This window comes from Streptomyces camelliae, assembly GCF_027625935.1.
GTDB classification, from domain to species: domain Bacteria; phylum Actinomycetota; class Actinomycetes; order Streptomycetales; family Streptomycetaceae; genus Streptomyces; species Streptomyces camelliae.
This window is the reverse complement of sequence record NZ_CP115300.1, coordinates 2,242,524-2,264,221: the sequence shown is the minus strand read 5'-3', so window position 1 is coordinate 2,264,221 and position 21,698 is coordinate 2,242,524. Positions and strand designations below refer to the sequence as shown.

Below are 21,698 nucleotides of genomic sequence, written 5' to 3'. Positions count from 1 at the left end.
ATACCGGGTCATACGCTTCCCGACCCTCTCGATCATTTCGGGCATGCCGGGTCATGTCGGGAACCCATGGGCGTGGGAGGTAGGCACGTGAGCAGCGCGCTGTTCAGGACGAAGAACGTCGAGCAGTCCCTCCAGGACACCGAGGAGCCGGAGCACTCGCTCAGGAAGTCCCTCTCCGCGCTCGACCTGACCGTCTTCGGCGTCGGTGTCATCATCGGCACCGGCATCTTCGTCCTCACCGGACAGGTCGCCAAGAACAACGCCGGACCTGCCGTGTCCCTCGCCTTCGTGGTCGCCGGTGTGGTGTGTGCGCTCGCCGCCCTGTGCTACGCCGAGTTCGCGTCCACGGTCCCTGTGGCGGGCTCGGCGTACACGTTCAGTTACGCCTCCCTGGGTGAGCTGCCCGCCTGGATCATCGGCTGGGACCTCGTCCTGGAGTTCGCGCTCGGCACGGCGGTGGTGGCGGTCGGCTGGTCCGGCTACATCCGCTCGCTGCTGGACAACGCGGGCTGGCATCTGCCGGACTACCTGGCCGGCCGGGACAACGCCACCGGCTTCGGCTTCGACGTCCTCGCCGCCGCGCTGGTGCTCGTGCTCACCGGCATCCTCGTCCTCGGCATGAAGCTGTCGGCCCGGATCACCTCGCTCGTCGTCGCCGTCAAGGTGGTCGTCGTGCTCATCGTGATCATCGCCGGCGCGTTCTTCATCAACGGCGGCAACTACAAGCCGTTCATCCCGCCGTCCCAGCCGGTGCCGGCGGGCGGCAACCTGAAGGCGCCGCTGATCCAGCTGATGTTCGGCTGGGCGCCGGCCAACTTCGGCGTGATGGGCATCTTCACGGCCGCCTCGGTGGTGTTCTTCGCCTTCATCGGCTTCGACATCGTGGCCACGGCCGCGGAGGAGACCCGTAACCCGCAGCGGGACATGCCGCGCGGAATCCTGGGCTCGCTCTTCATCTGCACCGTGCTCTACGTCGCCGTGTCGATCGTCGTCACCGGCATGCAGAAGTACACCATGCTGTCCGTGGCGGCCCCGCTCGCCGACGCCTTCAAGGCCATCGGGCACCCCTGGTACGCGGGCGTGATCAGCTTCGGCGCGGCGATCGGCCTGACCACGGTCTGCATGATCCTGCTCCTCGGCCAGACCCGCGTCTTCTTCGCGATGAGCCGCGACGGCCTGCTGCCGCGCTTCTTCTCCCACGTCCACCCCCGCTTCAAGACCCCGCACCGGCCGACCATCCTGCTCGGCGTGATCATCGCGATCGTCGCCGGCTTCACCAGCCTGAGCGCACTGGCCGAGCTGGTGAACATCGGCACGCTGTTCGCGTTCGTGGTCGTGGCGATCAGCGTGATCATCCTGCGCCGGACCCGCCCGGACCTCCCCCGCGCCTTCCGCACCCCGTGGGTCCCGGTCATCCCGGTCCTGTCGGTGTGCGCCTCCCTGTGGCTGATGCTCAACCTGCCGGCCGAGACCTGGCTGCGGTTCGCCATCTGGATGGTGATCGGTTTCTTCGTCTACTTCCTCTACGGCCGCACCCACAGCAGGCTGGCCCTGCGCGAGCGGGAGGGCGCCGGCCAGGCACCGCGACGGTGAGGGCCGGTTCAGCTCAGGACGGCGCGCGGGCCGGTGACCCGGGCGCCGAGTTCCTCGACCCGGCGGCGCAGTCCACGGTCGGCGGTGACGACCAGGCAGGGGCGCTCGCCGGCCGTCGCCGCGACCTCCACGATGCGGTCGTCCCCACTGCCGGGCGCGTCCTCGACCCGCACCCCGGGCACAGAGGCCACGCCACGGGCCGCGCCCTCCACCACCAGGACCAGCTCGACCGGCCCGGCGAGGCCACCCGCGCCGGACAGCGCGAACGGCACCAGCCGGTCCCGCAGCCGCTCCGCGGCCCCTCGGCGGTCACGCCACCAGCCGTCGGGCACCGAACCGACGACGTTCGCCCCGTCGACGACGATCAGGGGAACCCCCGCACGCGCCATGCCTGCCGCCCCGACCGGGTCCACTGGGTCCGTCATGGTGGTAACAGCCTCGCTCCGCCGGGGTGGTGACGCTCGCAGTCTGCCACGGGCCGGGCGCGGAGCATGCGAAAGGGCCCCCGCCGCCGCGGGGGCCCTTCGTCATGTACCCGGTGTTACGCGGGGACGCTGGCCACGCCCTGGGCCAGGAACTTCTTGCCGTTCACGCGCTCGGAGACACCCTCGCGGTCCAGGTACGGCGTGATGCCGCCCAGGTGGAAGGGCCAGCCGGCGCCCGTGATCAGGCACAGGTCGATGTCCTGGGCCTCGGCGACGACACCCTCGTCGAGCATGAGCCCGATCTCCTGCGCCACCGCGTCGAGCACCCGCGCCCGCACCTGCTCCTCGGTCAGGACGACGTCGCCCTGCTTGAGCAGCGCGGCGACCTCCGGGTCCAGCTCCGGCTTGCCGCTGTCGTAGACGTAGAAGCCGCGCTTGCCCGCCTTGACGACGGCCGCGAGGTTCGGCGAGACCGTGAAGCGCTCCGGGAAGGCCCGGTTGAGGGTCTCCGAGACGTGCAGGCCGATCGCGGGACCGACCAGCTCCAGCAGCACCAGCGGGGACATCGGCAGACCGAGCGGCTCGACGGCCTTCTCGGCGACGTCGACCGGGGTGCCCTCGTCGATGACGTTCTGGATCTCGCCCATGAAGCGGGTCAGGATGCGGTTCACGACGAACGCCGGGGCGTCCTTGACCAGCACCGCGGTCTTCTTCAGCTTCTTGGCGACGGCGAACGCCGTGGCCAGCGAGGCGTCGTCGGTCTGCTCGCCGCGGACGATCTCCAGCAGCGGCAGGATCGCGACCGGGTTGAAGAAGTGGAAGCCGACGACCCGCTCGGGGTGCTTCAGCTTCGACGCCATCTCCGTCACCGACAGCGAGGAGGTGTTGGTCGCGAGGATCGCGTGCGCCGGGGCGACCGCCTCGACCTCCGCGAACACCTGCTGCTTGACGCCGATCTCCTCGAAGACGGCCTCGATGATGAAGTCCGCGTCCGCGAAGCCCTCGGCCTTGTCCAGCACACCGGTGACCAGCGCCTTGAGGCGGTTGGCCTTGTCCTGGTTGATCCGGCCCTTGCCGAGCAGCTTGTCGATCTCGGTGTGGACGTAGCCCACACCCTTGTCGACGCGCTCCTGGTCGATGTCGGTCAGCACGACCGGCACCTCCAGGCGGCGCAGGAAGAGGAGCGCCAGCTGCGAGGCCATGAGGCCCGCGCCGACCACGCCCACCTTGGTGACCGGACGCGCCAGGTTCTTGTCCGGGGCACCGGCGGGACGCTTGCCGCGCTTCTGGACGAGGTTGAACGCGTAGATGCCGGCGCGCAGTTCGCCACCCATGATGAGGTCGGCGAGTGCCTGGTCCTCGGCGTCGTAGCCCTGCTGCAGGTCGCCGTTCTTGGCGGCGGCGATGATGTCCAGGGCGCGGTAGGCGGCCGGGGCCGCGCCGTGCACCTTGGAGTCCGCGATGAACCGGCCCTTGGCGACGGCCTGGTCCCAGGCCTCACCACGGTCGATCACCGGACGGTCGACCTGGACGTCGCCCTTGAGGACCTGCGCGGTCCAGATCAGCGACTGCTCCAGGAAGTCGGCGCCCTCGAAGATCGCGTCCGCGATACCGAGGTCGAAGACCTGCTGGCCCTTGAGCTGCTTGTTCTGGTTGAGGCTGTTCTCGATGATGACCGAGACGGCCTTGTCGGCGCCGATCAGGTTCGGCAGCAGCGTGCAGCCGCCCCAGCCGGGGACCAGACCGAGGAAGACCTCGGGGAGCGAGAACGCCGGGATCGCCTTGGAGACGGTCCGGTAGGAGCAGTGCAGACCGACCTCGACGCCGCCGCCCATCGCGGCACCGTTGTAGTACGCGAAGGTCGGCACGGCCAGCTTGGCCAGGCGCTTGAAGACCTCGTGGCCGCCCTTGCCGATGGCGAGCGCGTGCTCGTGCTCCTTGAGGATCTCCACGCCCTTGAGGTCGGCGCCGACCGCGAAGATGAACGGCTTGCCGGTGATGCCGACGCCGACGATCTCGCCGTCCGCCGCCTCCTTCTCGACCTGGTCGATCGCGGCGTCGAGGTTCGCCAGCGAGGCCGGGCCGAAGGTGGTCGGCTTGGTGTGGTCCAGGCCGTTGTCCAGCGTGATCAGCGCGAAGCGGCCCGCGCCGGACGGGAGGTCGAAGTGGCGTACGTGCGCCTGCGTCACGACCTCGTCGGGGAACAGCTCGGAGGCCTGCTTCAGAAGCTCGGCGGTGGTGCTCACTTGTCCCCCTCGAAGTGCGGGTTCTCCCAGATGACCGTCGCGCCCATGCCGAAGCCGACGCACATGGTGGTCAGGCCGTAGCGGACCTGCGGCTGCTCCTCGAACTGGCGGGCCAGCTGCGTCATCAGGCGGACACCGGAGGAGGCCAGCGGGTGACCGAAGGCGATGGCGCCGCCGTACTGGTTGACGCGCGCGTCGTCGTCCGCGATGCCGTAGTGCTCCAGGAAGGCCAGCACCTGCACGGCGAAGGCCTCGTTGATCTCGAACAGGCCGATGTCGGAGATGGACAGGCCCGCCTTGGCGAGGGCCTTCTCCGTGGCCGGGATCGGGCCGTAGCCCATGACCTCCGGCTCGACGCCCGCGAAGGCGTACGAGACGAGGCGCATCTTGACCGGCAGGTTGTTCTCGCGGGCGAAGTCCTCGGACGCGATGATCGACGCGGTGGCACCGTCGTTCAGACCGGCCGCGTTGCCGGCGGTGACCCGGCCGTGCACGCGGAACGGCGTCTTCAGGCCCGCCAGGTTCTCCAGGGTGGTGCCCGGACGCATCGGCTCGTCGGCCGTGACCAGACCCCAGCCGGTCTCGCCGGCCTCCGGGCTGGTCCGGCGCACCGAGATCGGCACCAGGTCCTGCTGGATCTTGCCGTCGGCGTACGCCTTGGCGGCCTTCTCCTGCGAGCGCACCGCGTACTCGTCGGCACGCTGCTTGGTGATGGTCGGGTAGCGGTCGTGCAGGTTCTCCGCGGTCATGCCCATGAACAGGGCCGACTCGTCGACGAGCTTCTCGCTCACGAAGCGCGGGTTCGGGTCGACGCCCTCGCCCATCGGGTGGCGGCCCATGTGCTCGACGCCACCGGCGATGACGGCGTCGTAGGCACCGAAGGCGATCGAACCGGCGGTGGTCGTCACGGCGGTCAGGGCGCCGGCGCACATGCGGTCGATCGAGTAGCCCGGCACCGACTGCGGCAGGCCCGCGAGGATGCCGGCCGTACGGCCGAGGGTCAGGCCCTGGTCACCGATCTGCGTGGTCGCGGCGATGGCGACCTCGTCGATCTGCTTCGGGTCCAGACCGGGGTTGCGGCGCAGCAGCTCCCGGATCGCCTTCACGACAAGGTCGTCGGCGCGGGTCTCGTGGTAGATGCCCTTCGGGCCCGCCTTGCCGAACGGGGTGCGGACGCCGTCGACGAAGACGACGTCCCTGACGGTACGAGGCACGATGGCTCTCCTCCAGAATGGGACGCTGAGCGCTTGCTCACAACCATGCTACTTGTGAGTAATGTAGCTGCCCAGTCCCCCCGCCCGTAGCGGTGAACGTCACACATCCGGAGGCGCCGTCGACCCTCTCGGCGTCAGCACCGGCGTCGGCACCGGATGAGACCCCGCACCCTCCCCGGCGATCACTCCGAACAGCGTCCGGGCCACCTCCGCCCCGAAGCCGTGCACATCGTGGCTCATCGCCGACAGCATCGGATGCGTCAGCCGGCACAGCTGCGAGTCGTCCCACGCCAGCAACGACACATCGCCCGGCACCGACAGGCCCATCTCGGCCGCCACCGACAGCCCCGCCACCGCCATGATGTCGTTGTCGTACACGATCGCCGTCGGCCGGTCCCGCGGCGCGGCCGCCAGCAGGGAGCGGGTCGCCCGCGCCCCGGACTCGCCGGAGAAGTCGGTCGCCACCTGCCACGCCCCGGCCAGCTCCAGCGCCCGCGCGACCTCGTCGAAGGCCGCCGCGCGGATGCCGGTGTGGCCGAGGGCCGCCGCCCCGCCGACCCGGGCGATCCGCCGGTGCCCGAGCGCCGCGAGATAGCGCACCGCCTCGGTGACGGCCGTGGTGTCGTCGGTCCACACGGAGGTGAGTCCGCCGGTGAGGGAGGGATGCCCCACGGCGACGACGGGCAGCCCGAGCCGCCGGGCGGCCGGCACCCGGGGGTCGTCGGCGCGCAGGTCGACCAGGATCGAGCCGCCGATGTGCCGCCCCCGCCACCACGACTCCAGCAGCCCGGCCTCCTCCTGCGGACTGCGCACCAGCCGCAGCAGCAGCGAGCAGGAGTGCTCGCTCAGCACGCTCTCCACGCCCGACACGAACTCCATGTAGAACGGCTCCAGGCCGAGCAGCCGGGCCGGCCGGCAGATCGCCAGCCCCACCACGTCCACCCGCGCCCCGGCCAGCGACCGCGCGGTGCTGCTCGGTGCCCAGCCCAGCTCCCGGGCCGCCGCGAAGATCCGGTCCCGAGTGGCCTCCGACAGCCCCGGCTTGTGGTTGAAGGCCAGCGACACGGCCCCCTTGGACACCCCGGCACGCGCGGCGACGTCCTTGATCGTCACGCGGTCGGGCGGCGGCGAGGTCATCAGGCGGGCTCCGTACGATCCATCGGGTCGGGCTCCATGCAGTACAGGGCGCGGCGGGCGGCGGACGGATCGGGAGTCCGCCATCCGGTCACCCCGATCGTGACCCGTTCGCCCGGCAGCAGCGTGACCAGCCCTCGATCGGCCCGTGCGGCCGGGTCCAGCCGGTCGGCCTGGAGCAGCAGATCGCGCACCAGCGTACGAGCCGTGACCGTCACCGCCCCCGGGGCCATCGCCACATCGAACTCCGGCCGCACATAAGGGATTTCGCGGTCCGGTACCGGAAAGTGCAGGGCCCGCAGCCCTCCCCACGCGTCGGCGACCAGGAACTCCTTGGGCCCGTCGGGCCGCAGTTCGGGCGGTACGACGAGGTCCGTGACCGCCCGCGCGGCGACCTCCAGCGCCATGCTCGCCCCGCCCAGCACCTGCCCGTCGACGGTCATCCGGCGCAGCGTCACCGACCCGGACCAGGCGTCGGCGGACTGGTTGACGGCGGCCAGGACCAGCTTCCCGCTGCGCACGTGGAGCGTGAGCAGCCGGTCGGCGTAGAGCCGTTTCAGTTCGTGGTACAGCGGTTTCTCGCGTCCGTCCCCGTCGACCGCCGCCCACGAGGTCACCGGCCAGCAGTCGTTGAGCTGCCAGACGACCGTGCCCGCGCACACCGGCCAGTGCGCCCGCCAGTGCTCGATCCCGGCGGCCACCGCCCGCGCCTGGTTGACCTGGGTGAGGTAGTGCCAGCGGTCGAAGTCTCCTGCCGGCACGGCGAAATGCCGGGCGAGCCCGCGCTCCAGCTTGCCGTTGCCGTCGTCGGCCTTCTGGTGGTGCAGCATGCCGGGGGAGTCCGGAGCGAGCTCCTCGGCGGGCAGCGCGCGGCGCAGGGTGGCGTACGCGGGCGGCGCCTGCCAGCCGAACTCGGCCACGAAACGCGGGACTTCGCTCCGGTAGGCCGCGTAGTCCTCCCGGTTCCACACCTCCCACGAATGATGCGTGCCGTGCGCCGGGTCGTTGGGGTGACGGTCCCAGGAGCCGGACCAGGGACTGCCCGCCGTGTACGGCCGCGTGGGATCCAGCTCGGCCACCACACGCGGCAGCAGCCCCAGGTAGTACCCCTCGCCCCAGGACTCCCCGGCCAGCCGCCGCTCCCAGTCCCAGTCCCGGAAACCCCACAGGTTCTCGTTGTTGCCGTTCCACAGCACCAGTGAGGGATGCGGCATCAGCCGTACGACGTTCTCGCGGGCCTCCGCCTCGACCTCGCCGCGCAGCGGCTGCTCCTCCGGGTAGGCGGCGCAGGCGAACGGGAAATCCTGCCAGACCAGCAGGCCGAGGTCGTCGCAGGCGTCGTAGAAGTCCTCGCTCTCGTAGATCCCGCCGCCCCACACCCGGACCAGGTCCACGTTTGCGGCGGCCGCCTGCCCCAGCCGCTCCCGGTACCGCTCGCGTGTCACCCGGGACGGGAACACGTCGTCCGGGATCCAGTTGACGCCCCGCGCGAACAGCCGCTCCCCGTTGACGACCAGCGTGAACCCGGTGCCGTGCGCGTCCGGGCGCCGGTCCAGCTCCACCGTGCGGAAGCCGACGCGCCGCCGCCACACGTCCAGCGGCACCTCTTCGCTCGACAGGGTCAACTCGACGTCGTACAGCGGCTGTTCTCCGTAGCCGCGCGGCCACCACAGCCGTACGTCCGGCACCCGCAGCCGTACCGCCCCGGCGCTGCCCGTCAGCCGTGTCCGCGCCACCTGCCCGCCCACCCGCGCCTCGACGATGAGCCGCGCCGCGGCGTCCGAGCGCTCCACCTCGACGCGCAACTCCACGACACCCGCGCCCTGGTGCACGGTGACGAGCGGCCGCACCCGGCTGATCCGGGCCGTCGACCAGTGCTCCAGCCGCACCGGCCGCCAGATCCCGGCCGTCACCAGGGTCGGCCCCCAGTCCCAGCCGAAGGAACACGCCATCTTGCGCAGGTACTGATAGGGCTCGGCATAGGCGGCGGGCCGCTCACCCAGCCGGTCGCGCACCGCCTCCGCCTCGCTGTAGGCGGACGCGAACCGTACCGCCAGCCGGCCCGCCGACCCGGTCACGGGGAAGCGGTAGGACCGGTGCATGTTCCTCGTGCGGCCCAGGAGCCGACCGTCGAGCGTGATCTCGGCGGCGGTGTCGAGCCCGTCGAAGACGAGGTCGGTCCGCTCCTGCCCGTTCGCCGCGCTCAGCTCGGTCGTGTACGTCCATTCGCGCCGCCCGACCCAGGCCGCCCCGGTCTCGTTGCGCCCGAGAAAAGGGTCCGGGATCACCCCGGCGGCGAGCAGATCGGTGTGCACGCATCCCGGCACGGCGGCGGGCAGCTCCCGCCCCTCGTACTCCAGGACCCATCCCTCGCCGAACGGCGTGACCTCCAGCATGCGCACTCCCTAAACCGGTCTACTCCAGCACTGGGCGTACTCTCCGCATCCTTGGCGGGATTGGGACTTTACCGGTTGAGGAAAGCGCTGTCAGAGTGCCGAATCAGCCAACCCGTACGTGCTCTTCCGTCTCCTCAGAACGGAGTGGATGCACATGAACCGCCGTACGACCGCACTCGCCACGGCCCTGGGGGCCGCCGCTCTCCTGCTCGCGGGCTGCACCGGCACCGGGGGCACCACCAAGGCCGAGGACGCCAAGGCGCCCACCGACCCGGCGACGGTGAGCGGGACCATCACCGTCCTCACCCAGCGCACCGACCTCGTGGCGGACGGGACGATGGACCGCTACGCGGCCGCGTTCAACCGGACGTACCCGAAGGTGAAGGTGAAGTTCCAGGCCCTCACCAACTACGAGTCCGAGGTCAAGATCCGGATGAACACCGACAACTACGGTGACGTCCTGCTGATCCCCGGCGTCGTCAAGAAGAGCGACTACCCGAAGTTCTTCGCGTCCCTCGGCACCCGGGCCGAGCGGTCGAAGAAGTACCGGTTCACCGACTTCACCACCGTCGACGGCAAGGTGTACGGCCAGAGTCCCATCGGCGTGATGCCGGGCTTCGTCTACAACAAGCGCGTCTGGAAACAGGCGGGCGTCGGCCAATGGCCGACCACCCCGGCCGAGTTCCTCGCCGACCTCAAGGCGATCAAGCAGAAGACCGGCGCGATCCCGTACTACACCAACTTCGCCGCCCAGTGGCCGCTCACCTCCTGGACGTTCGTCAACGGCTCGGTGCACTGCGACACCGGCGCCACCACCAAGCTCGCCGACGGCAATCCGTGGGCCCAGGGCGCAGACCTGCGCGTCGGCGACACCCTGCTCTACGACATCGTCCACCAGGGCCTCGCGGAGAAGGACCCGACGACCACCAACTGGGAGGCGTCCAAGGGGCAGTTGGCCCAGGGAAAGATCGCCACGCAGTGGCTGGGCACCTGGGCGATCATCCAGTTCCAGGACGCGGCGAAGAAGGCCGGCGTGAACCCCGACGACATCGGCTTCATGCCCTTCCCGACCCAAGTGGGCGGAAAATTCTGTGCCGTTGTCGGCCCCGACTACAACCAGGCCGTCAACATCCACTCGAAGCACAAGGAGGCGGCGCGCGCCTGGATCGACTGGTTCACCGACAACTCCGGCTACGACAAGGACAACCTGGCGATCTCCCCGCTCAAGAACGCACCCCTTCCGGTGGTCCTGAAGCCGTACGAGGACGCGGGCGTGAAGCTGATCGAGCTGGACGACACCGACGGCGCCAAGGTCAAGCTGATCGACTCCGAGTCCGAGGTCGGCATCAACACCCCCGACTACCGGCAGAAGCTCGTGGACCTCGCCCGGGGCGTCGGCTCCGGCAGCCTCGACGACTTCCTCACCGGCCTCGGCACGAAGTGGACCGAGGCCGAGAAGCGGGTGGGCTCCTGATGCCGGGCGCCCCCGGGCAGGCGCGCCGCCGCGGTCAGGGGTGGCGCGCCCTCACCCCCTGGCTGTTCCTCCTCGTGCCCCTGGCCCTGCTGATCACCTTCACCTACGCGCCGATCGCCGACATGGTCGCGTACAGCTTCACCGACTGGGACGGCGTCAGCCCCGAACTCCACTACACCGGCGGCCACAACTACGCCGAGATCTTCACCCGCCAGGACCTCTTCGAGGTGTTCTTCGTCAGCGGCTACTACCTGGCCGCCTCCGCCGTCCAGATCGTCGCCGCGCTGTACTTCGCGACGATCCTCAGCTTCAAGGTCCGCTTCCGGAACTTCTTCAAGGGCGTGCTGTTCTTCCCGTCCCTGATCAACGGGGTCGCCATCGGTTTCGTCTTCCTCTACTTCTTCCAGGACGGCGGCACCCTCGACACCGTGCTCGGCCTGTTCGGCGTCCACACCGGCCACGCCTGGCTCGGTACCCCGGTCTCCGCGAACATCTCCCTCGCCGGTGTCTCGGTGTGGCGCTACACGGGCCTGAACTTCGTGCTCTTCCTCGGCGCGATCCAGTCCATCCCGGGCGAGCTGTACGAGGCGGCCGAGCTGGACGGCGCGAGCCGCTGGCAGCAGTTCCGGTACATCATCGCGCCCGGTATCAAGCCGGTGGTCACGCTCACCGTGATCCTCTCCGTCTCCGGCTCGCTGTCGGTCTTCGAGGTGCCGTACATCATGACCGGCGGCGCGACCGGCACCGAGACGTTCGTGACGCAGACGGTGAAGCTGGCCTTCCAGTACAACAAGACGGGGCTCGCCTCGGCCGCCGCCGTGGTCCTGCTGCTGATCGTCCTGGCGGTGACCTGGGTGCAGCGCCGCCTCGTCCCCGACGACCGGGCGGACCTCGTATGAGCCGCCGCCGCGCCCTCCGTGCCCTCGTCTACGCCACCCTGATCGCGGCCACGCTCGTGGTCCTGCTCCCGCTCGGCGTGGTCCTGCTCACGTCCCTGAAGTCGTCGAAGGAGATGACGGACGGCAGCGGAGCCCTGACCCCGCCCGACGACCCGCTCGACGTCCACAACTACGTCGAGGCGTTCCAGGACGGGCGGATGCTCCAGGCGTTCGGCAACACGCTCTTCATCTGCGCCTTCGCCATCGCCGGCACGGTGCTGATCGGCTCGATGACGGCCTACGCCATCGACCGCTTCACCTTCCGCCTCAAGAAACTCGTCGTGGCCCTCTTCCTGCTGGCCGCGCTGGTCCCCGGGGTGACCACCCAGGTGGCCACCTTCCAGATCGTCAACAGCTTCGGCCTCTTCGACACCCGCTGGGCGCCGATCGTGCTCTACATGGGCACCGACATCGTCTCGATCTACATCTTCCTGCAGTTCATCCGCTCGATCCCGGTCTCCCTGGACGAGGCGGCCCGTCTCGACGGCGCGAACGCGTTCACCATCTACTGGCGGATCATCCTGCCGCTGCTGAAACCGGCGATCGCCACGGTGGTGATCGTGAAGGGGATAGCCGTCTACAACGACTTCTACATCCCTTTCCTCTACATGCCGTCCCAGGATCTTGGCGTGATCTCGACGTCCCTGTTCCGCTTCCGCGGCCCCTACGGCGCCCACTGGGAGATCATCTCGGCGGGCACGATCCTGGTGATCCTGCCGACGCTGATCGTCTTCCTGGCGCTGCAGAGATTCATCTACAACGGCTTCATGCGGGGAGCGACGAGGTGAGGTCAGCTTTCCTTGGCGGACAGCGCCTTCACCAGCACCGGCGTGACCAGTTCCACCTGCCACGGCCGCGCACCGAATCCCACCAGTGCGGCAGCCACGGCCTCCCCGTCGGCCGCCTTCGGCGGCTCCCAGCAGATACGCCGCACCGTGTCCGGGGACACCAGGTTCTCCTGGGGCAGGTTGAGCTGCTCGGCAAGAGCGGTGACCCCCGCGCGGGCGGCGGACAGCCGGGCCGCGGCGGCCGGATCCTTGTCGGCCCAGGCCCGCGGCGGCGGAGGCCCCGTGACCGGCTGCCCTGGCTGAGGCAGCGCGGAATCCGGCAGGGCCTTGGCCCGGTCGACGGCCGCCTGCCACTGCTCCAGCTGCCGTCGCCCCATCCGATGCCCGAACCCGTTCAGTGCCGCGAGCGCATGGACGTTGGCCGGAAGAGAGAGCGCCGCCTCCACGATGGCGGCGTCACCGAGCACCTTGCCGGGCGAGACGTCCCGGCGCTGGGCGATGCGGTCCCGCGTCTCCCACAGCTCCCGTACGACCCCGAGCTGCCGGCGTCTGCGCACCTTGTGCATGCCGGACGTACGACGCCAGGGATCCTTGCGCGGCTCGGCGGGCGGCGCCGCCGCGATCGCGTCGAACTCCTGCAGGGCCCACTCCAGCTTGCCCTGCCGGTCCAGCTCCTTCTCCAGGGCGTCGCGCAGGTCGACGAGCAGTTCCACGTCGAGGGCGGCGTACCGCAGCCACGGCTCGGGCAGCGGGCGGGTCGACCAGTCGACGGCGGAGTGGCCCTTCTCCAGGACGAACCCGAGGACGCTCTCGACCATGGCGCCGAGGCCGACCCGGGGGAAGCCGGCGAGCCGGCCGGCCAGCTCGGTGTCGAACAGCCGGGACGGGACCATGCCTATCTCACGCAGGCACGGCAGGTCCTGGGTGGCGGCGTGCAGCACCCACTCGGTCCCGGCGAGGGCCTGGCCGAGCCCGGACAGGCCGCCGCCGACCGCCACCGGGTCGATCAGCGCGGTCCCCGCACCCTCGCGGCGCAGCTGCACCAGGTAGGCCCGCTGGCCGTAGCGGTAGCCGGAGGCGCGCTCGGCGTCGACGGCTACGGGGCCGGAGCCGGCGGCGAAGGCGGAGATCACCTCGGCGAGGGCGGCCTCGTCGGCGATCACCGGCGGAATGCCCTCGCGGGGTTCGAGCAGCGGTGTCGGCGCCCCCATGACAGAAGATCCGGCGTCGTCCGGAGGAGTGCCTCCGGTGATGCGCAGGGAGCTGTCTGCTGCGGTGTCTTGGGCGTCGGTCACCTGTCAAGGGTATCCGTGTATGGACGGCGCCCGTCGACGTAACGTTCCGTCGACGGGCGCCGGAGGGTCGTAAACCGGTCAGCTCGGGGACACATGCACCTCGCGTGAGTGAACCGTCCACTGCTCCGAACGGCTCAGTGGATGATCCCGGTGCGCAGGGCCACGGCGACCATGCCGGCCCGGTCACCGGTGCCCAGTTTGCGGGCGATGCGGGCGAGGTGGCTCTTCACGGTCAGGGCGGACAGGCCCATCGAGACGCCGATGGCCTTGTTGGACTGGCCCTCCGCGACGAGGCGGAGCACCTCGACCTCGCGGCCGGACAGTTCGCGGTAGCCGCCCGGGTGGCTCGGGGCACCCGGGGGGCGGCGGTGCATCCGGGCGGCGCCGAGGGGAGCGGCGCCGGGCCGGGCGGGAAGTCCGATGTTGGTGCGGGTACCGGTGACGACATAGCCCTTGACCCCGCCGGCCAGCGCGTTGCGGACCGCGCCGATGTCGTCGGCGGCGGAGAGCGCCAGCCCGTTGGGCCAGCCCGCCGCGCGGGTCTCGGACAGCAGGGTCAGGCCGGAGCCGTCGGGCAGGTGGACGTCGGCGACGCAGATGTCGCGGGGGTTGCCGATGCGGGGACGAGCCTCCGCGACGGACGAGGCCTCGATGACATCGCGCACGCCCAGCGCCCACAGATGGCGGGTGACGGTGGAGCGGACGCGCGGGTCGGCCACGACCACCATGGCGGTCGGCTTGTTCGGGCGGTAGGCGACCAGGCTTGCGGGCTGCTCTAGGAGAACGGACACCAGGCCTCCTGGGTGGGGGGACGGGGCCGGCTTGTGGGGATTCAGCCGGGACGAACCGTGCTTTCAAGGTCACAGTCGTCTTCGGCAGCAAACTCATCCGCCTTTAGAGAATGATCACGATCTAGTGAGTAACAATCTGTGCAATTCGGACACGCGATCGATCATCCGAAGATCGAGTCGGTTCAAGCGGATGTCATTCGGGGTTCGAAAGTGGCCGTATCGACAAAGAGATGGTCAATGGGGCCGCCATGAGAGGGACACCCCCGGAGAACCGGCGGGATCGTGTGATCATCTCAGCGCGACTGCGGACCCCTGCGCTGCGGCAGCGTCACCACCGAGGCATCGCCCGGACCGGCCGGCGGCAGCCCCGCGACCTGGGCCAGCAGATCGCACCAGGAGGCCAGATGGGAGGCCGTGTCCGGGACGCCGCCCAGGCCCTCGCGGGGCGTCCAGGAGGCCCGGATCTCGATCTGTGAGGCGGCGGGCCGCTCGGCCAGCCCGCCGAAGTAGTGCGAACTCGCGCGCGTGATCGTCCCGCTCGGCTCGCCGTAACCCAGCCCGCGCGCCTGCAGCGCCCCGGTCAGCCACGACCAGCACACCTCCGGAAGCAGCGGATCCGCCGCCATCTCCGGCTCCAGCTCCGCGCGCACCAGCGTCACCAGCCGGAACGTCCCCTGCCAGGCGTCGTGCCCGGCGGGGTCGTGCAGCAGCACCAGCCGCCCGTCGGCCAGCTCCTGCTCACCGTCGACCACCACGGCCTCCAGCGCGTACGCGTACGGCGCCAGCCGCTGCGGCGCGGGCGTCGGTTCCACCTCGACCTGCGGCCGCAGCCGGCAGCCGCGCAGCGCCTCCACCGCGGCCCGGAACGCCGGCGGGCCCGACGCAGGGGAGTGCCGGTCCGCCTCCTCGGTGTCCTTCACGTCGCCCATTCCGTCAGCGCTGTCCGACATTCGTCCCTGAGCCCCAGCCATGCGGGGAAGAGTAAGGGGAAGCGCGGCTCCGTGCAGGGCAAGACACCCCCTGAGGGCTGCGGCACTTCTCTCCTCGCGGCCGTGCGAGACTTGCCGTCGTGAGTGCCAACGGAAGCCCCTCGGGCCAGCAGCCGACCGCGACGTACGACAGCGCTTTCCTCAGGGCGTGCCGGCGTGAAGCCGTGCCGCACACGCCCGTGTGGTTCATGCGGCAGGCCGGCCGCTCGCTGCCGGAGTACCGCAAGGTGCGCGAGGGCGTCCCCATGCTGGAGTCGTGCACGCGGCCCGAGCTGGTCACCGAGATCACACTCCAGCCCGTGCGCCGGCACAACGTGGACGCGGCGATCTACTACAGCGACATCGTCGTCCCTCTCAAGGCCATCGGTATCGACCTCGACATCAAGCCCGGCGTCGGCCCGGTCGTCGAGCGCCCGATCCGCACGCGCGCCGACCTCGGCCAGCTCCGTGACCTCACCCCCGAGGACGTCTCCTACGTCACCGAGGCCATCGGCCTGCTGACCCGTGAGCTGGGCGCCACCCCGCTGATCGGTTTCGCGGGCGCGCCTTTCACCCTCGCGAGCTACCTCGTCGAGGGCGGCCCGTCGCGCACGTACGAGAACGCCAAGGCGATGATGTACGCCGACCCCGAGCTGTGGGCCGACCTGCTCGACCGGCTCGCGGACATCACGTCCGCGTTCCTGAAGGTCCAGATCGAGGCCGGCGCGAGCGCGGTCCAGCTCTTCGACTCCTGGGCCGGCGCGCTCGCCCCCGCCGACTACCGGAAGTCGGTCATGCCCGCCTCGGCGAAGGTCTTCGACGCCGTCGCCGGATACCGCGTCCCGCGCATCCACTTCGGTGTCGGCACCGGTGAGCTGCTGCAGCTCATGGGCGAGGCCGGCGCGGATGTCGTCGGCGTCGACTGGCGCGTCCCGCTGGACGAGGCCGCCCGCCGCGTCGGCCCCGGCAAGGCGCTCCAGGGCAATCTCGACCCGACGGTGCTGTTCACCGACAAGAACACCGTCGAGGCCAAGGCCCGCGAGGTGCTGGACGCGGCCGCCGGTCTGGAGGGCCACGTCTTCAACCTCGGCCACGGCGTCATGCCGAACACCGACCCGGACGCGCTGACCCGGCTCGTGGACTACGTCCACACCGCCACCGCACGCTGACTCACCAGGTCGAGCGGGGCCGCGCCCGTCTGCCGAACAGCAGACCGCGTGGCTCCGGCGGCGGCGGGGTGCCCGGCTTGAGCGGCCAGGCGAGCAGCATGCCCGCCACGAAGCCGACCACGTGCGCCGCGTACGCCACCGTGCCCGCCCCGGAGACACCGTGCCCGGACGAGTACACCGCCTGGAGTCCGAACCAGAAGCCCAGCACCAGCCAGGCGGGCAGCCGGAGCGGCAGGAAGACCAGGAACGGCACGAGAACCCAGACCCGCGCCCTCGGCCACAGCACGATGTAGGCGCCGAGCACCCCGGCGATCGCGCCGGACGCGCCGATCAGCGGATCGGACGAGGAGGCGTTGAGCAGCGCGAAGCCGTATCCCGCCGCATAGCCGCAGACGACGTAGAAGAAGAAGTACCGGACATGGCCCATCCGGTCCTCGACGTTGTTGCCGAAGATCAGCAGGAAGAGCATGTTCCCCAGCAGGTGCAGCCAGCTGCCGTGCAGGAACATCGCCGTGAACACCGACAGCGGCGGGGACTTGGCGTAGGACGGCGGCCCCACGACACACCCCGGGCCGTGCGGGCCGACACCCACCTGCCCCGTCGGCACCAGCCGCGGCAACTGATGGTGGATCAGTTCTCTCGGCACGGCCGCGTAGTGGTCCATGAAGGCCTGGAGATGGCACAGCTGTGCGAGATCACTGCCGCCGGCCACGGAACCCGCTATCCCGGGCGTGGTGACGAACACGAGGACGTTGGCGGCGATCAGCGCGTACGTCACCCAGGGGGTGCGGCGCACCGGGTTCACGTCATGGACGGGGATGACCACACAGGACTACTGCCCGGGATACGGCGGGCGAACCGGTGAACGGGGCCGGGCGGGTGTGCGTATCTGTTCTCAACCGACGTGAGGACACAGGCGATGACGAACGCTCCGCAGGTTCAGCCGATGCAGGCGCTGCCCGACGGTGAGGCCGAGCTGGCCCTGGTGGTACGGATCCCCTGGGAGGATGTCGCGCGGCTCGGTCAGGAGGCCGGGCGGCTCGCTTCGCAGATGGGGCGGCCGGTGACGCTGGACGAGGCCGTGAGCTACCGGCTGCGGTCCGCCCGGCCGACGGCGTCGCACGCGAAGACGCCGGGGGAGCAGCCCGCGGCCGTCTCCGCGTTGCCGAGGATCAGCGGTACGGCCTAGGACGCGGCTAGGCCTAGGAAGCCCGTACCTTCGCCGTCGCCTTTCTCGCCGCCACCAGCACCGGGTCCCACACCGGGGAGAACGGCGGGGCGTAGCCCAGGTCCAGGGCCGTCATCTGTTCCACCGTCATCTGCGCGGTCAGGGCCACTGCCGCGATGTCGACCCGTTTCGCCGCGCCCTCCCTGCCGACGATCTGCACGCCGAGCAGGCGGCCCGTGCGGCGTTCGGCGAGCATCTTGACCGTCATGGGGGAGGCGCCGGGGTAGTAGCCGGCGCGGCTGGTGGACTCGATGGTGACCGTCTCGTACCGCAGGCCCACCCGGTCGGCGTCCTTCTCGCGCAGGCCGGTGCGGGCGATCTCCAGGTCGCAGACCTTGCTGACCGCCGTGCCGACCACGCCCGGGAACGTGGCGTAACCGCCTGCGGCGTTGGTGCCGATGACCTGGCCGTGCTTGTTGGCGTGGGTGCCGAGCGGGACGTACTGCTCCTGGCCCGAGACCAGGTTCAGCACCTCCACGCAGTCGCCGCCCGCCCAGATGCTCTCGTGCCCGCGCACCCGCATCGCGAGGTCGGTGAGCAGGCCGCCGTGGGTGCCGAGGGGGAGGCCGGCGGCCTCGGCGAGCGCGGTTTCCGGGCGGACGCCGATACCGAGGATCACCACGTCCGCGGGGTACTCGGCGTGCTGCGTGGCGACCGCGCGGGCCGTGCCGTCGGCCGCGGTGAGGATCTTGGTGACCTCGGCGCCGTTCACCATCGTGATGCCGAGGCCCTCCATGGCCCGGTGCACCAGTCGGCCCATGTCCGGGTCGAGCGTCGACATGGGCTCCTCGCCACGGTTGACGACCGTCACCTCGAAGCCGCGGTTGATCAACGCCTCGGCCATCTCGACGCCGATGTAGCCCGCGCCGACGACCACCGCGCGCCGGCCACGCGCGCGTGCCAGCGTCCCCAGCAGGGCCTGGCCGTCGTCCAGCGTCTGCACCCCGTGCACCCCGGGAGCGTCCGTGCCGGGCAGCTCCGGGCGGACCGGGCGGGCCCCGGTGGCGATCACGAGCTTGTCGTACGACGTCCAGGACTCGGCGCCGGAATCGACGTCACGCGCGCGTACCCGCTGCCCGGCCACGTCGATCTCGGTGACCTCCGTGCGCAGCCGCAGATCGATGTCCCGCGCGCGGTGCTCCTCGGGGGTGCGGGCGATCAGGTCGTCCCGCTCGGGGACGTCGCCGCCCACCCAGTACGGGATGCCGCACGCCGAGAAGGAGGTGAAGTGTCCGCGTTCGAAGGCCACGATCTCCAGCTCGCCGGGCCCCTTCAGCCGGCGCGCCTGTGACGCCGCGGACATGCCCGCGGCGTCGCCGCCGATCACGACCAGCCGTTCCGTCCCGCCCCGTCCACCGCTCATGGTCATGGGAACACGCTACGGGGCCACGGCATTTCAGTCCCGGTCCGCCTCCCCGGAGGACTCCGGCACCGGGCGCGCCGACGGCAGCGGGCCGAGGGCCGTCATCGCGGGCGCCGGCTCCCGTCGGCGCGGCAGCCGGGGCCGTACGACCCGCAGCCACACCAGCGCCGACAGGGCCGCGAAGGCCGCGAACGGCAGGGCGGCGCCGAGCGCCAGGGCGATCCAGCGCAGCAGCGTGACGAACACGTGCCAGCCGCCCGCGAGCGCGTCCCCGAGGCCCGGCGAGCCGTTCCCGGCGGCCTTGTGCACGGGTTTCTCGGACAGCGACAGGGTGATGGTCGCGAGACTCGTGCGGTCCTTCAGGGACGCCTGCTGGGCCAGCAGGGACTCCAGATCGGCCTCGCGGCTGCTCAACTCCCCCTCCAGGGACACGACATCGCTCAGCTTCGCCGCCCGGTCCATCAGCGCGCGGATCCGGTCCACGCTGGCCCGCTGGGACTTCACCCGGCTGTCCACGTCCACGACCTGGTCGGTGACGTCCTCCGCCTTCGCGGTGCGCTCGACGAGCCGGCCGGTGCCCTGGAGGCCGGCGAGCACCTCGTCGTACCGCGCGCTGGGCACGCGCAGCACGACCCGGGTCCGCTCGTGGCCGTCGGCGTCCCGGCTGGTGGTCTCCTCGCCGACGTAACCGCCCGCGCTCTCGGCGGTGGTACGGGCCTCGGCCAGGGCCTTGTCGGCGTCCTTGACCTCGATGGTCAGGGAGGCGGTGCGGATGACCGCGTTCGGGGCGAGCCTGGGTGTCTGCCGGGGGGACTTGGCGGAGTCCTCCGTGCCGCTGCCGCCCGCGCCCGGCTGCCGCGCCCCGGTGTCCGCGGCGGACTTCGCCGAGGCACCGCCGCCCGAGTCGGCCGCGCCGCCGCATCCGGCGAGCGCGAGGGAGGCGGCGAGCAGCAGGCCGGCCAGCGGACGGACGGATCGGTGCGCGGAGCGCGCGTGGCCTGTGGGCCGTGCGGGTCGTGCGGAACGTTGTGGGCGCATGGGCGGTACCCCCCGGGGCCGGTAGCGGTGACGGTTCTTCGACGGCGGGGCGGGCGGGAACGTTTGTGCCGCCCTGGTCCCGATGCGGTCACGGTCCGGACTCGTCGCGATCACCGGGCCGCGAGGCGAGGGACCTGCGGGCCCTGGCCGGAGTGTCGGCGGGGTCTGAGAGAGTGGGGGCATGAGCGCAACGGGTACGCGTACAGGGCATGTCGTCGTCATCGGAGCCGGGATCGCCGGGCTGGCCGCCGCCCACCGGCTGCTCGGGCGGGGCGCGCGCGTGACCGTGCTGGAGGCCGCGGACCGGGTCGGCGGCAAGCTGCTGCCCGGTGAGATCGCGGGCGTGCGGGTCGACCTGGGCGCCGAGTCGCTGCTCGCCCGCCGCCCCGAGGCGGTGACCCTCGCGCGCGAGGTCGGTCTGGCCGGCCGTCTCCAGCCGCCGGCCACCGCGACCGCCTCGATCTGGACCCGGGGCGCCCTGCGGCCCATGCCCAAGGGCCATGTGATGGGCGTGCCCGGCACCGCCGCCGCACTCTCCGGCGTCCTGTCCGACGAGGGCCTCGCCCGCATCGACCGCGACGCCGACCTGCCGCGCACCGAGGTCGGGGACGACGTGGCCGTGGGGGAGTACGTGGCCGCCCGGCTCGGCCGCGAGGTCGTCGACCGGCTGGTCGAGCCCCTGCTCGGAGGGGTCTACGCGGGCGACGCGTACCGCATCTCGATGCGCTCGGCCGTTCCCCAGCTCTTCCAGGCCGCCCGCGCCCACGCCTCCCTCACCGAGGGGGTCCGCGAGATCCAGGCCAGGGCGGCGGCGAGCGGGCAGAGCGGGCCGGTCTTCATGGGCATCGAGGGCGGCGTGGGCACGCTGCCGCTCGCGGTCGCCGACTCCGTCCGCGCGCGCGGCGGCGAGATCCTCACCGGGACGCCCGTGCGCGAGCTGCGGCGGGCGGCCGACGGCGGCTGGCGGGTGGTCGCCGGGGAGCGGGTGCTGCACGCCGATGCGGTGATCGTCGCCGTACCCGCCCCGGCCGCCGCCGAGCTGCTCGGCGCCGAGTCCCCGGCGGCCGCCGCCGAACTGCGAGCGGTCGAATACGCCTCGATGGCCCTGGTCACCCTCGCCTACCGCCGCGCGGACGCGACGCTCCCCGAGGGCAGCGGCTTCCTGGTCCCGCCGGTCGACGGCCGCACGATCAAGGCGTCCACGTTCGCCTCCCGCAAGTGGGGCTGGATCGCCGAGGAGGACCCGGAGGTGGTCGTGCTGCGCACCTCCGTGGGGCGCTACGGCGAGACGGAGATCCTCCAGCGGGACGACGCCGCCCTCGTCGAGGTCTCCCGGCACGACCTGCGCGAGGCGACCGGCCTGGCCGCCGAACCCCTGCGGACCCGGGTCACCCGCTGGACCGACGGCCTGCCGCAGTACCCGGTCGGGCACCACGCGCGCGTGGCCCGCATCCGCGAGCACGTCGCCAAGCTGCCCGGGCTCGCGGTGTGCGGCGCGCAGTACGACGGCGTCGGCGTCCCGGCGTGCATCGCGAGCGCCTACGCGGCGGCGGACCAGCTGGACGGCGACCTGAGCGGAATCCGGGAGCTCACGGCCAACCCGGTGCAGAGCCTCCACGGCGGGGCGGGAGAATAGGG

18 protein-coding genes are annotated in these 21,698 nt (G+C 71.3%); 7 read left to right on the top strand and 11 right to left on the bottom strand.

Annotation, left to right across the window (positions count from 1 at the left end; all coding sequences use genetic code 11):
- Positions 1-87 precede the first annotated feature (87 nt).
- Positions 88-1,593 (top strand): amino acid permease, encoded by a 1,506-nt coding sequence (locus O1G22_RS10230; protein ID WP_270081067.1) that lies wholly within the window; start codon positions 88-90, stop codon positions 1,591-1,593.
- Between the two features lie 8 nt (positions 1,594-1,601).
- Here O1G22_RS10230 and O1G22_RS10225 read toward each other — a convergent pair whose 3' ends face one another.
- The 5 genes from O1G22_RS10225 to O1G22_RS10205 all read right to left on the bottom strand — a co-directional run bounded on the left by O1G22_RS10225 (position 1,602) and on the right by O1G22_RS10205 (position 9,008).
- Entirely contained in the window at positions 1,602-2,018 is a 417-nt protein-coding gene (locus O1G22_RS10225) for a PIN domain-containing protein (RefSeq protein WP_270081066.1), read from the bottom strand.
- A gap of 116 nt (positions 2,019-2,134) precedes the next feature.
- The gene (locus tag O1G22_RS10220) at positions 2,135-4,264 is read right to left on the bottom strand and encodes a 3-hydroxyacyl-CoA dehydrogenase NAD-binding domain-containing protein (protein WP_270081065.1); all 2,130 of its coding nucleotides are present in this window, start codon (positions 4,262-4,264) and stop codon (positions 2,135-2,137) included.
- The gene (locus O1G22_RS10215) at positions 4,261-5,478 is read right to left on the bottom strand and encodes a thiolase family protein (protein ID WP_270081064.1); all 1,218 of its coding nucleotides are present in this window, start codon (positions 5,476-5,478) and stop codon (positions 4,261-4,263) included. The genes O1G22_RS10220 and O1G22_RS10215 overlap by 4 nt, the downstream gene beginning before the upstream one ends.
- A gap of 99 nt (positions 5,479-5,577) precedes the next feature.
- Entirely contained in the window at positions 5,578-6,615 is a 1,038-nt protein-coding gene (locus O1G22_RS10210) for a LacI family DNA-binding transcriptional regulator (RefSeq protein ID WP_270081063.1), read from the bottom strand.
- Positions 6,615-9,008 (bottom strand): glycoside hydrolase family 2 protein, encoded by a 2,394-nt coding sequence (locus O1G22_RS10205; protein WP_270081062.1) that lies wholly within the window; start codon positions 9,006-9,008, stop codon positions 6,615-6,617. Before O1G22_RS10205 ends, O1G22_RS10210 begins: the two co-directional genes overlap by 1 nt.
- A 154-nt stretch (positions 9,009-9,162) precedes the next feature.
- Between O1G22_RS10205 and O1G22_RS10200 the strand changes: the two genes are divergently transcribed.
- Genes O1G22_RS10200 through O1G22_RS10190 form a run of 3 tightly spaced genes read left to right on the top strand, consistent with a single transcriptional unit; the run spans position 9,163 to position 12,208 of the window.
- The gene (locus tag O1G22_RS10200; RefSeq protein WP_270081061.1) at positions 9,163-10,482 is read left to right on the top strand and encodes an ABC transporter substrate-binding protein; all 1,320 of its coding nucleotides are present in this window, start codon (positions 9,163-9,165) and stop codon (positions 10,480-10,482) included.
- Positions 10,482-11,381 (top strand): carbohydrate ABC transporter permease, encoded by a 900-nt coding sequence (locus O1G22_RS10195; protein ID WP_270081060.1) that lies wholly within the window; start codon positions 10,482-10,484, stop codon positions 11,379-11,381. Before O1G22_RS10200 ends, O1G22_RS10195 begins: the two co-directional genes overlap by 1 nt.
- Entirely contained in the window at positions 11,378-12,208 is an 831-nt protein-coding gene (locus O1G22_RS10190) for a carbohydrate ABC transporter permease (RefSeq protein ID WP_270081059.1), read from the top strand. Before O1G22_RS10195 ends, O1G22_RS10190 begins: the two co-directional genes overlap by 4 nt.
- Before the next feature lie 2 nt (positions 12,209-12,210).
- Here O1G22_RS10190 and O1G22_RS10185 read toward each other — a convergent pair whose 3' ends face one another.
- From O1G22_RS10185 to O1G22_RS10175, 3 genes are all read right to left on the bottom strand, one after another.
- Positions 12,211-13,503 carry a ribonuclease D gene (locus O1G22_RS10185; RefSeq protein ID WP_270081058.1) on the bottom strand — a complete coding sequence of 431 codons (1,293 nt, stop codon included), beginning with the start codon at positions 13,501-13,503 and terminating at the stop codon, positions 12,211-12,213.
- 134 nt (positions 13,504-13,637) lie between these two features.
- The gene (locus O1G22_RS10180) at positions 13,638-14,294 is read right to left on the bottom strand and encodes a response regulator transcription factor (RefSeq protein WP_031169226.1); all 657 of its coding nucleotides are present in this window, start codon (positions 14,292-14,294) and stop codon (positions 13,638-13,640) included.
- A gap of 293 nt (positions 14,295-14,587) precedes the next feature.
- Complete coding sequence (locus O1G22_RS10175; protein WP_225095566.1) at positions 14,588-15,265, bottom strand: DUF3000 domain-containing protein; 678 nt, start codon at positions 15,263-15,265, stop codon at positions 14,588-14,590.
- A gap of 98 nt (positions 15,266-15,363) precedes the next feature.
- On the opposite strand from O1G22_RS10175, the gene hemE reads away from it, so the two are divergent.
- Entirely contained in the window at positions 15,364-16,431 is a 1,068-nt protein-coding gene (hemE, locus tag O1G22_RS10170; RefSeq protein ID WP_270081057.1) for a uroporphyrinogen decarboxylase, read from the top strand.
- Position 16,432: 1 nt separating this feature from the next.
- Here the strand turns inward: hemE and O1G22_RS10165 are convergent, their stop codons facing one another.
- Positions 16,433-17,257 carry a rhomboid family intramembrane serine protease gene (locus O1G22_RS10165; protein WP_270081056.1) on the bottom strand — a complete coding sequence of 275 codons (825 nt, stop codon included), beginning with the start codon at positions 17,255-17,257 and terminating at the stop codon, positions 16,433-16,435.
- 93 nt (positions 17,258-17,350) lie between these two features.
- On the opposite strand from O1G22_RS10165, the gene O1G22_RS10160 reads away from it, so the two are divergent.
- Positions 17,351-17,620: an SMP domain-containing protein gene (locus O1G22_RS10160; RefSeq protein ID WP_270081055.1), complete on the top strand. Its 270-nt coding sequence runs from the start codon at positions 17,351-17,353 to the stop codon at positions 17,618-17,620.
- A gap of 13 nt (positions 17,621-17,633) precedes the next feature.
- On the opposite strand, the gene O1G22_RS10155 is transcribed toward O1G22_RS10160, so the two are convergent.
- Positions 17,634-19,028, bottom strand: coding sequence for an FAD-dependent oxidoreductase (locus O1G22_RS10155; RefSeq protein WP_270081054.1), 1,395 nt, complete (start codon positions 19,026-19,028; stop codon positions 17,634-17,636).
- A gap of 27 nt (positions 19,029-19,055) precedes the next feature.
- The gene (locus tag O1G22_RS10150) at positions 19,056-20,060 is read right to left on the bottom strand and encodes a DUF4349 domain-containing protein (RefSeq protein WP_270081053.1); all 1,005 of its coding nucleotides are present in this window, start codon (positions 20,058-20,060) and stop codon (positions 19,056-19,058) included.
- Positions 20,061-20,241: 181 nt separating this feature from the next.
- Between O1G22_RS10150 and hemG the strand changes: the two genes are divergently transcribed.
- Positions 20,242-21,696, top strand: a complete 1,455-nt coding sequence (gene hemG / locus O1G22_RS10145; protein ID WP_270081052.1) for a protoporphyrinogen oxidase — start codon at positions 20,242-20,244, stop codon at positions 21,694-21,696.
- Positions 21,697-21,698: the final 2 nt, after the last annotated feature.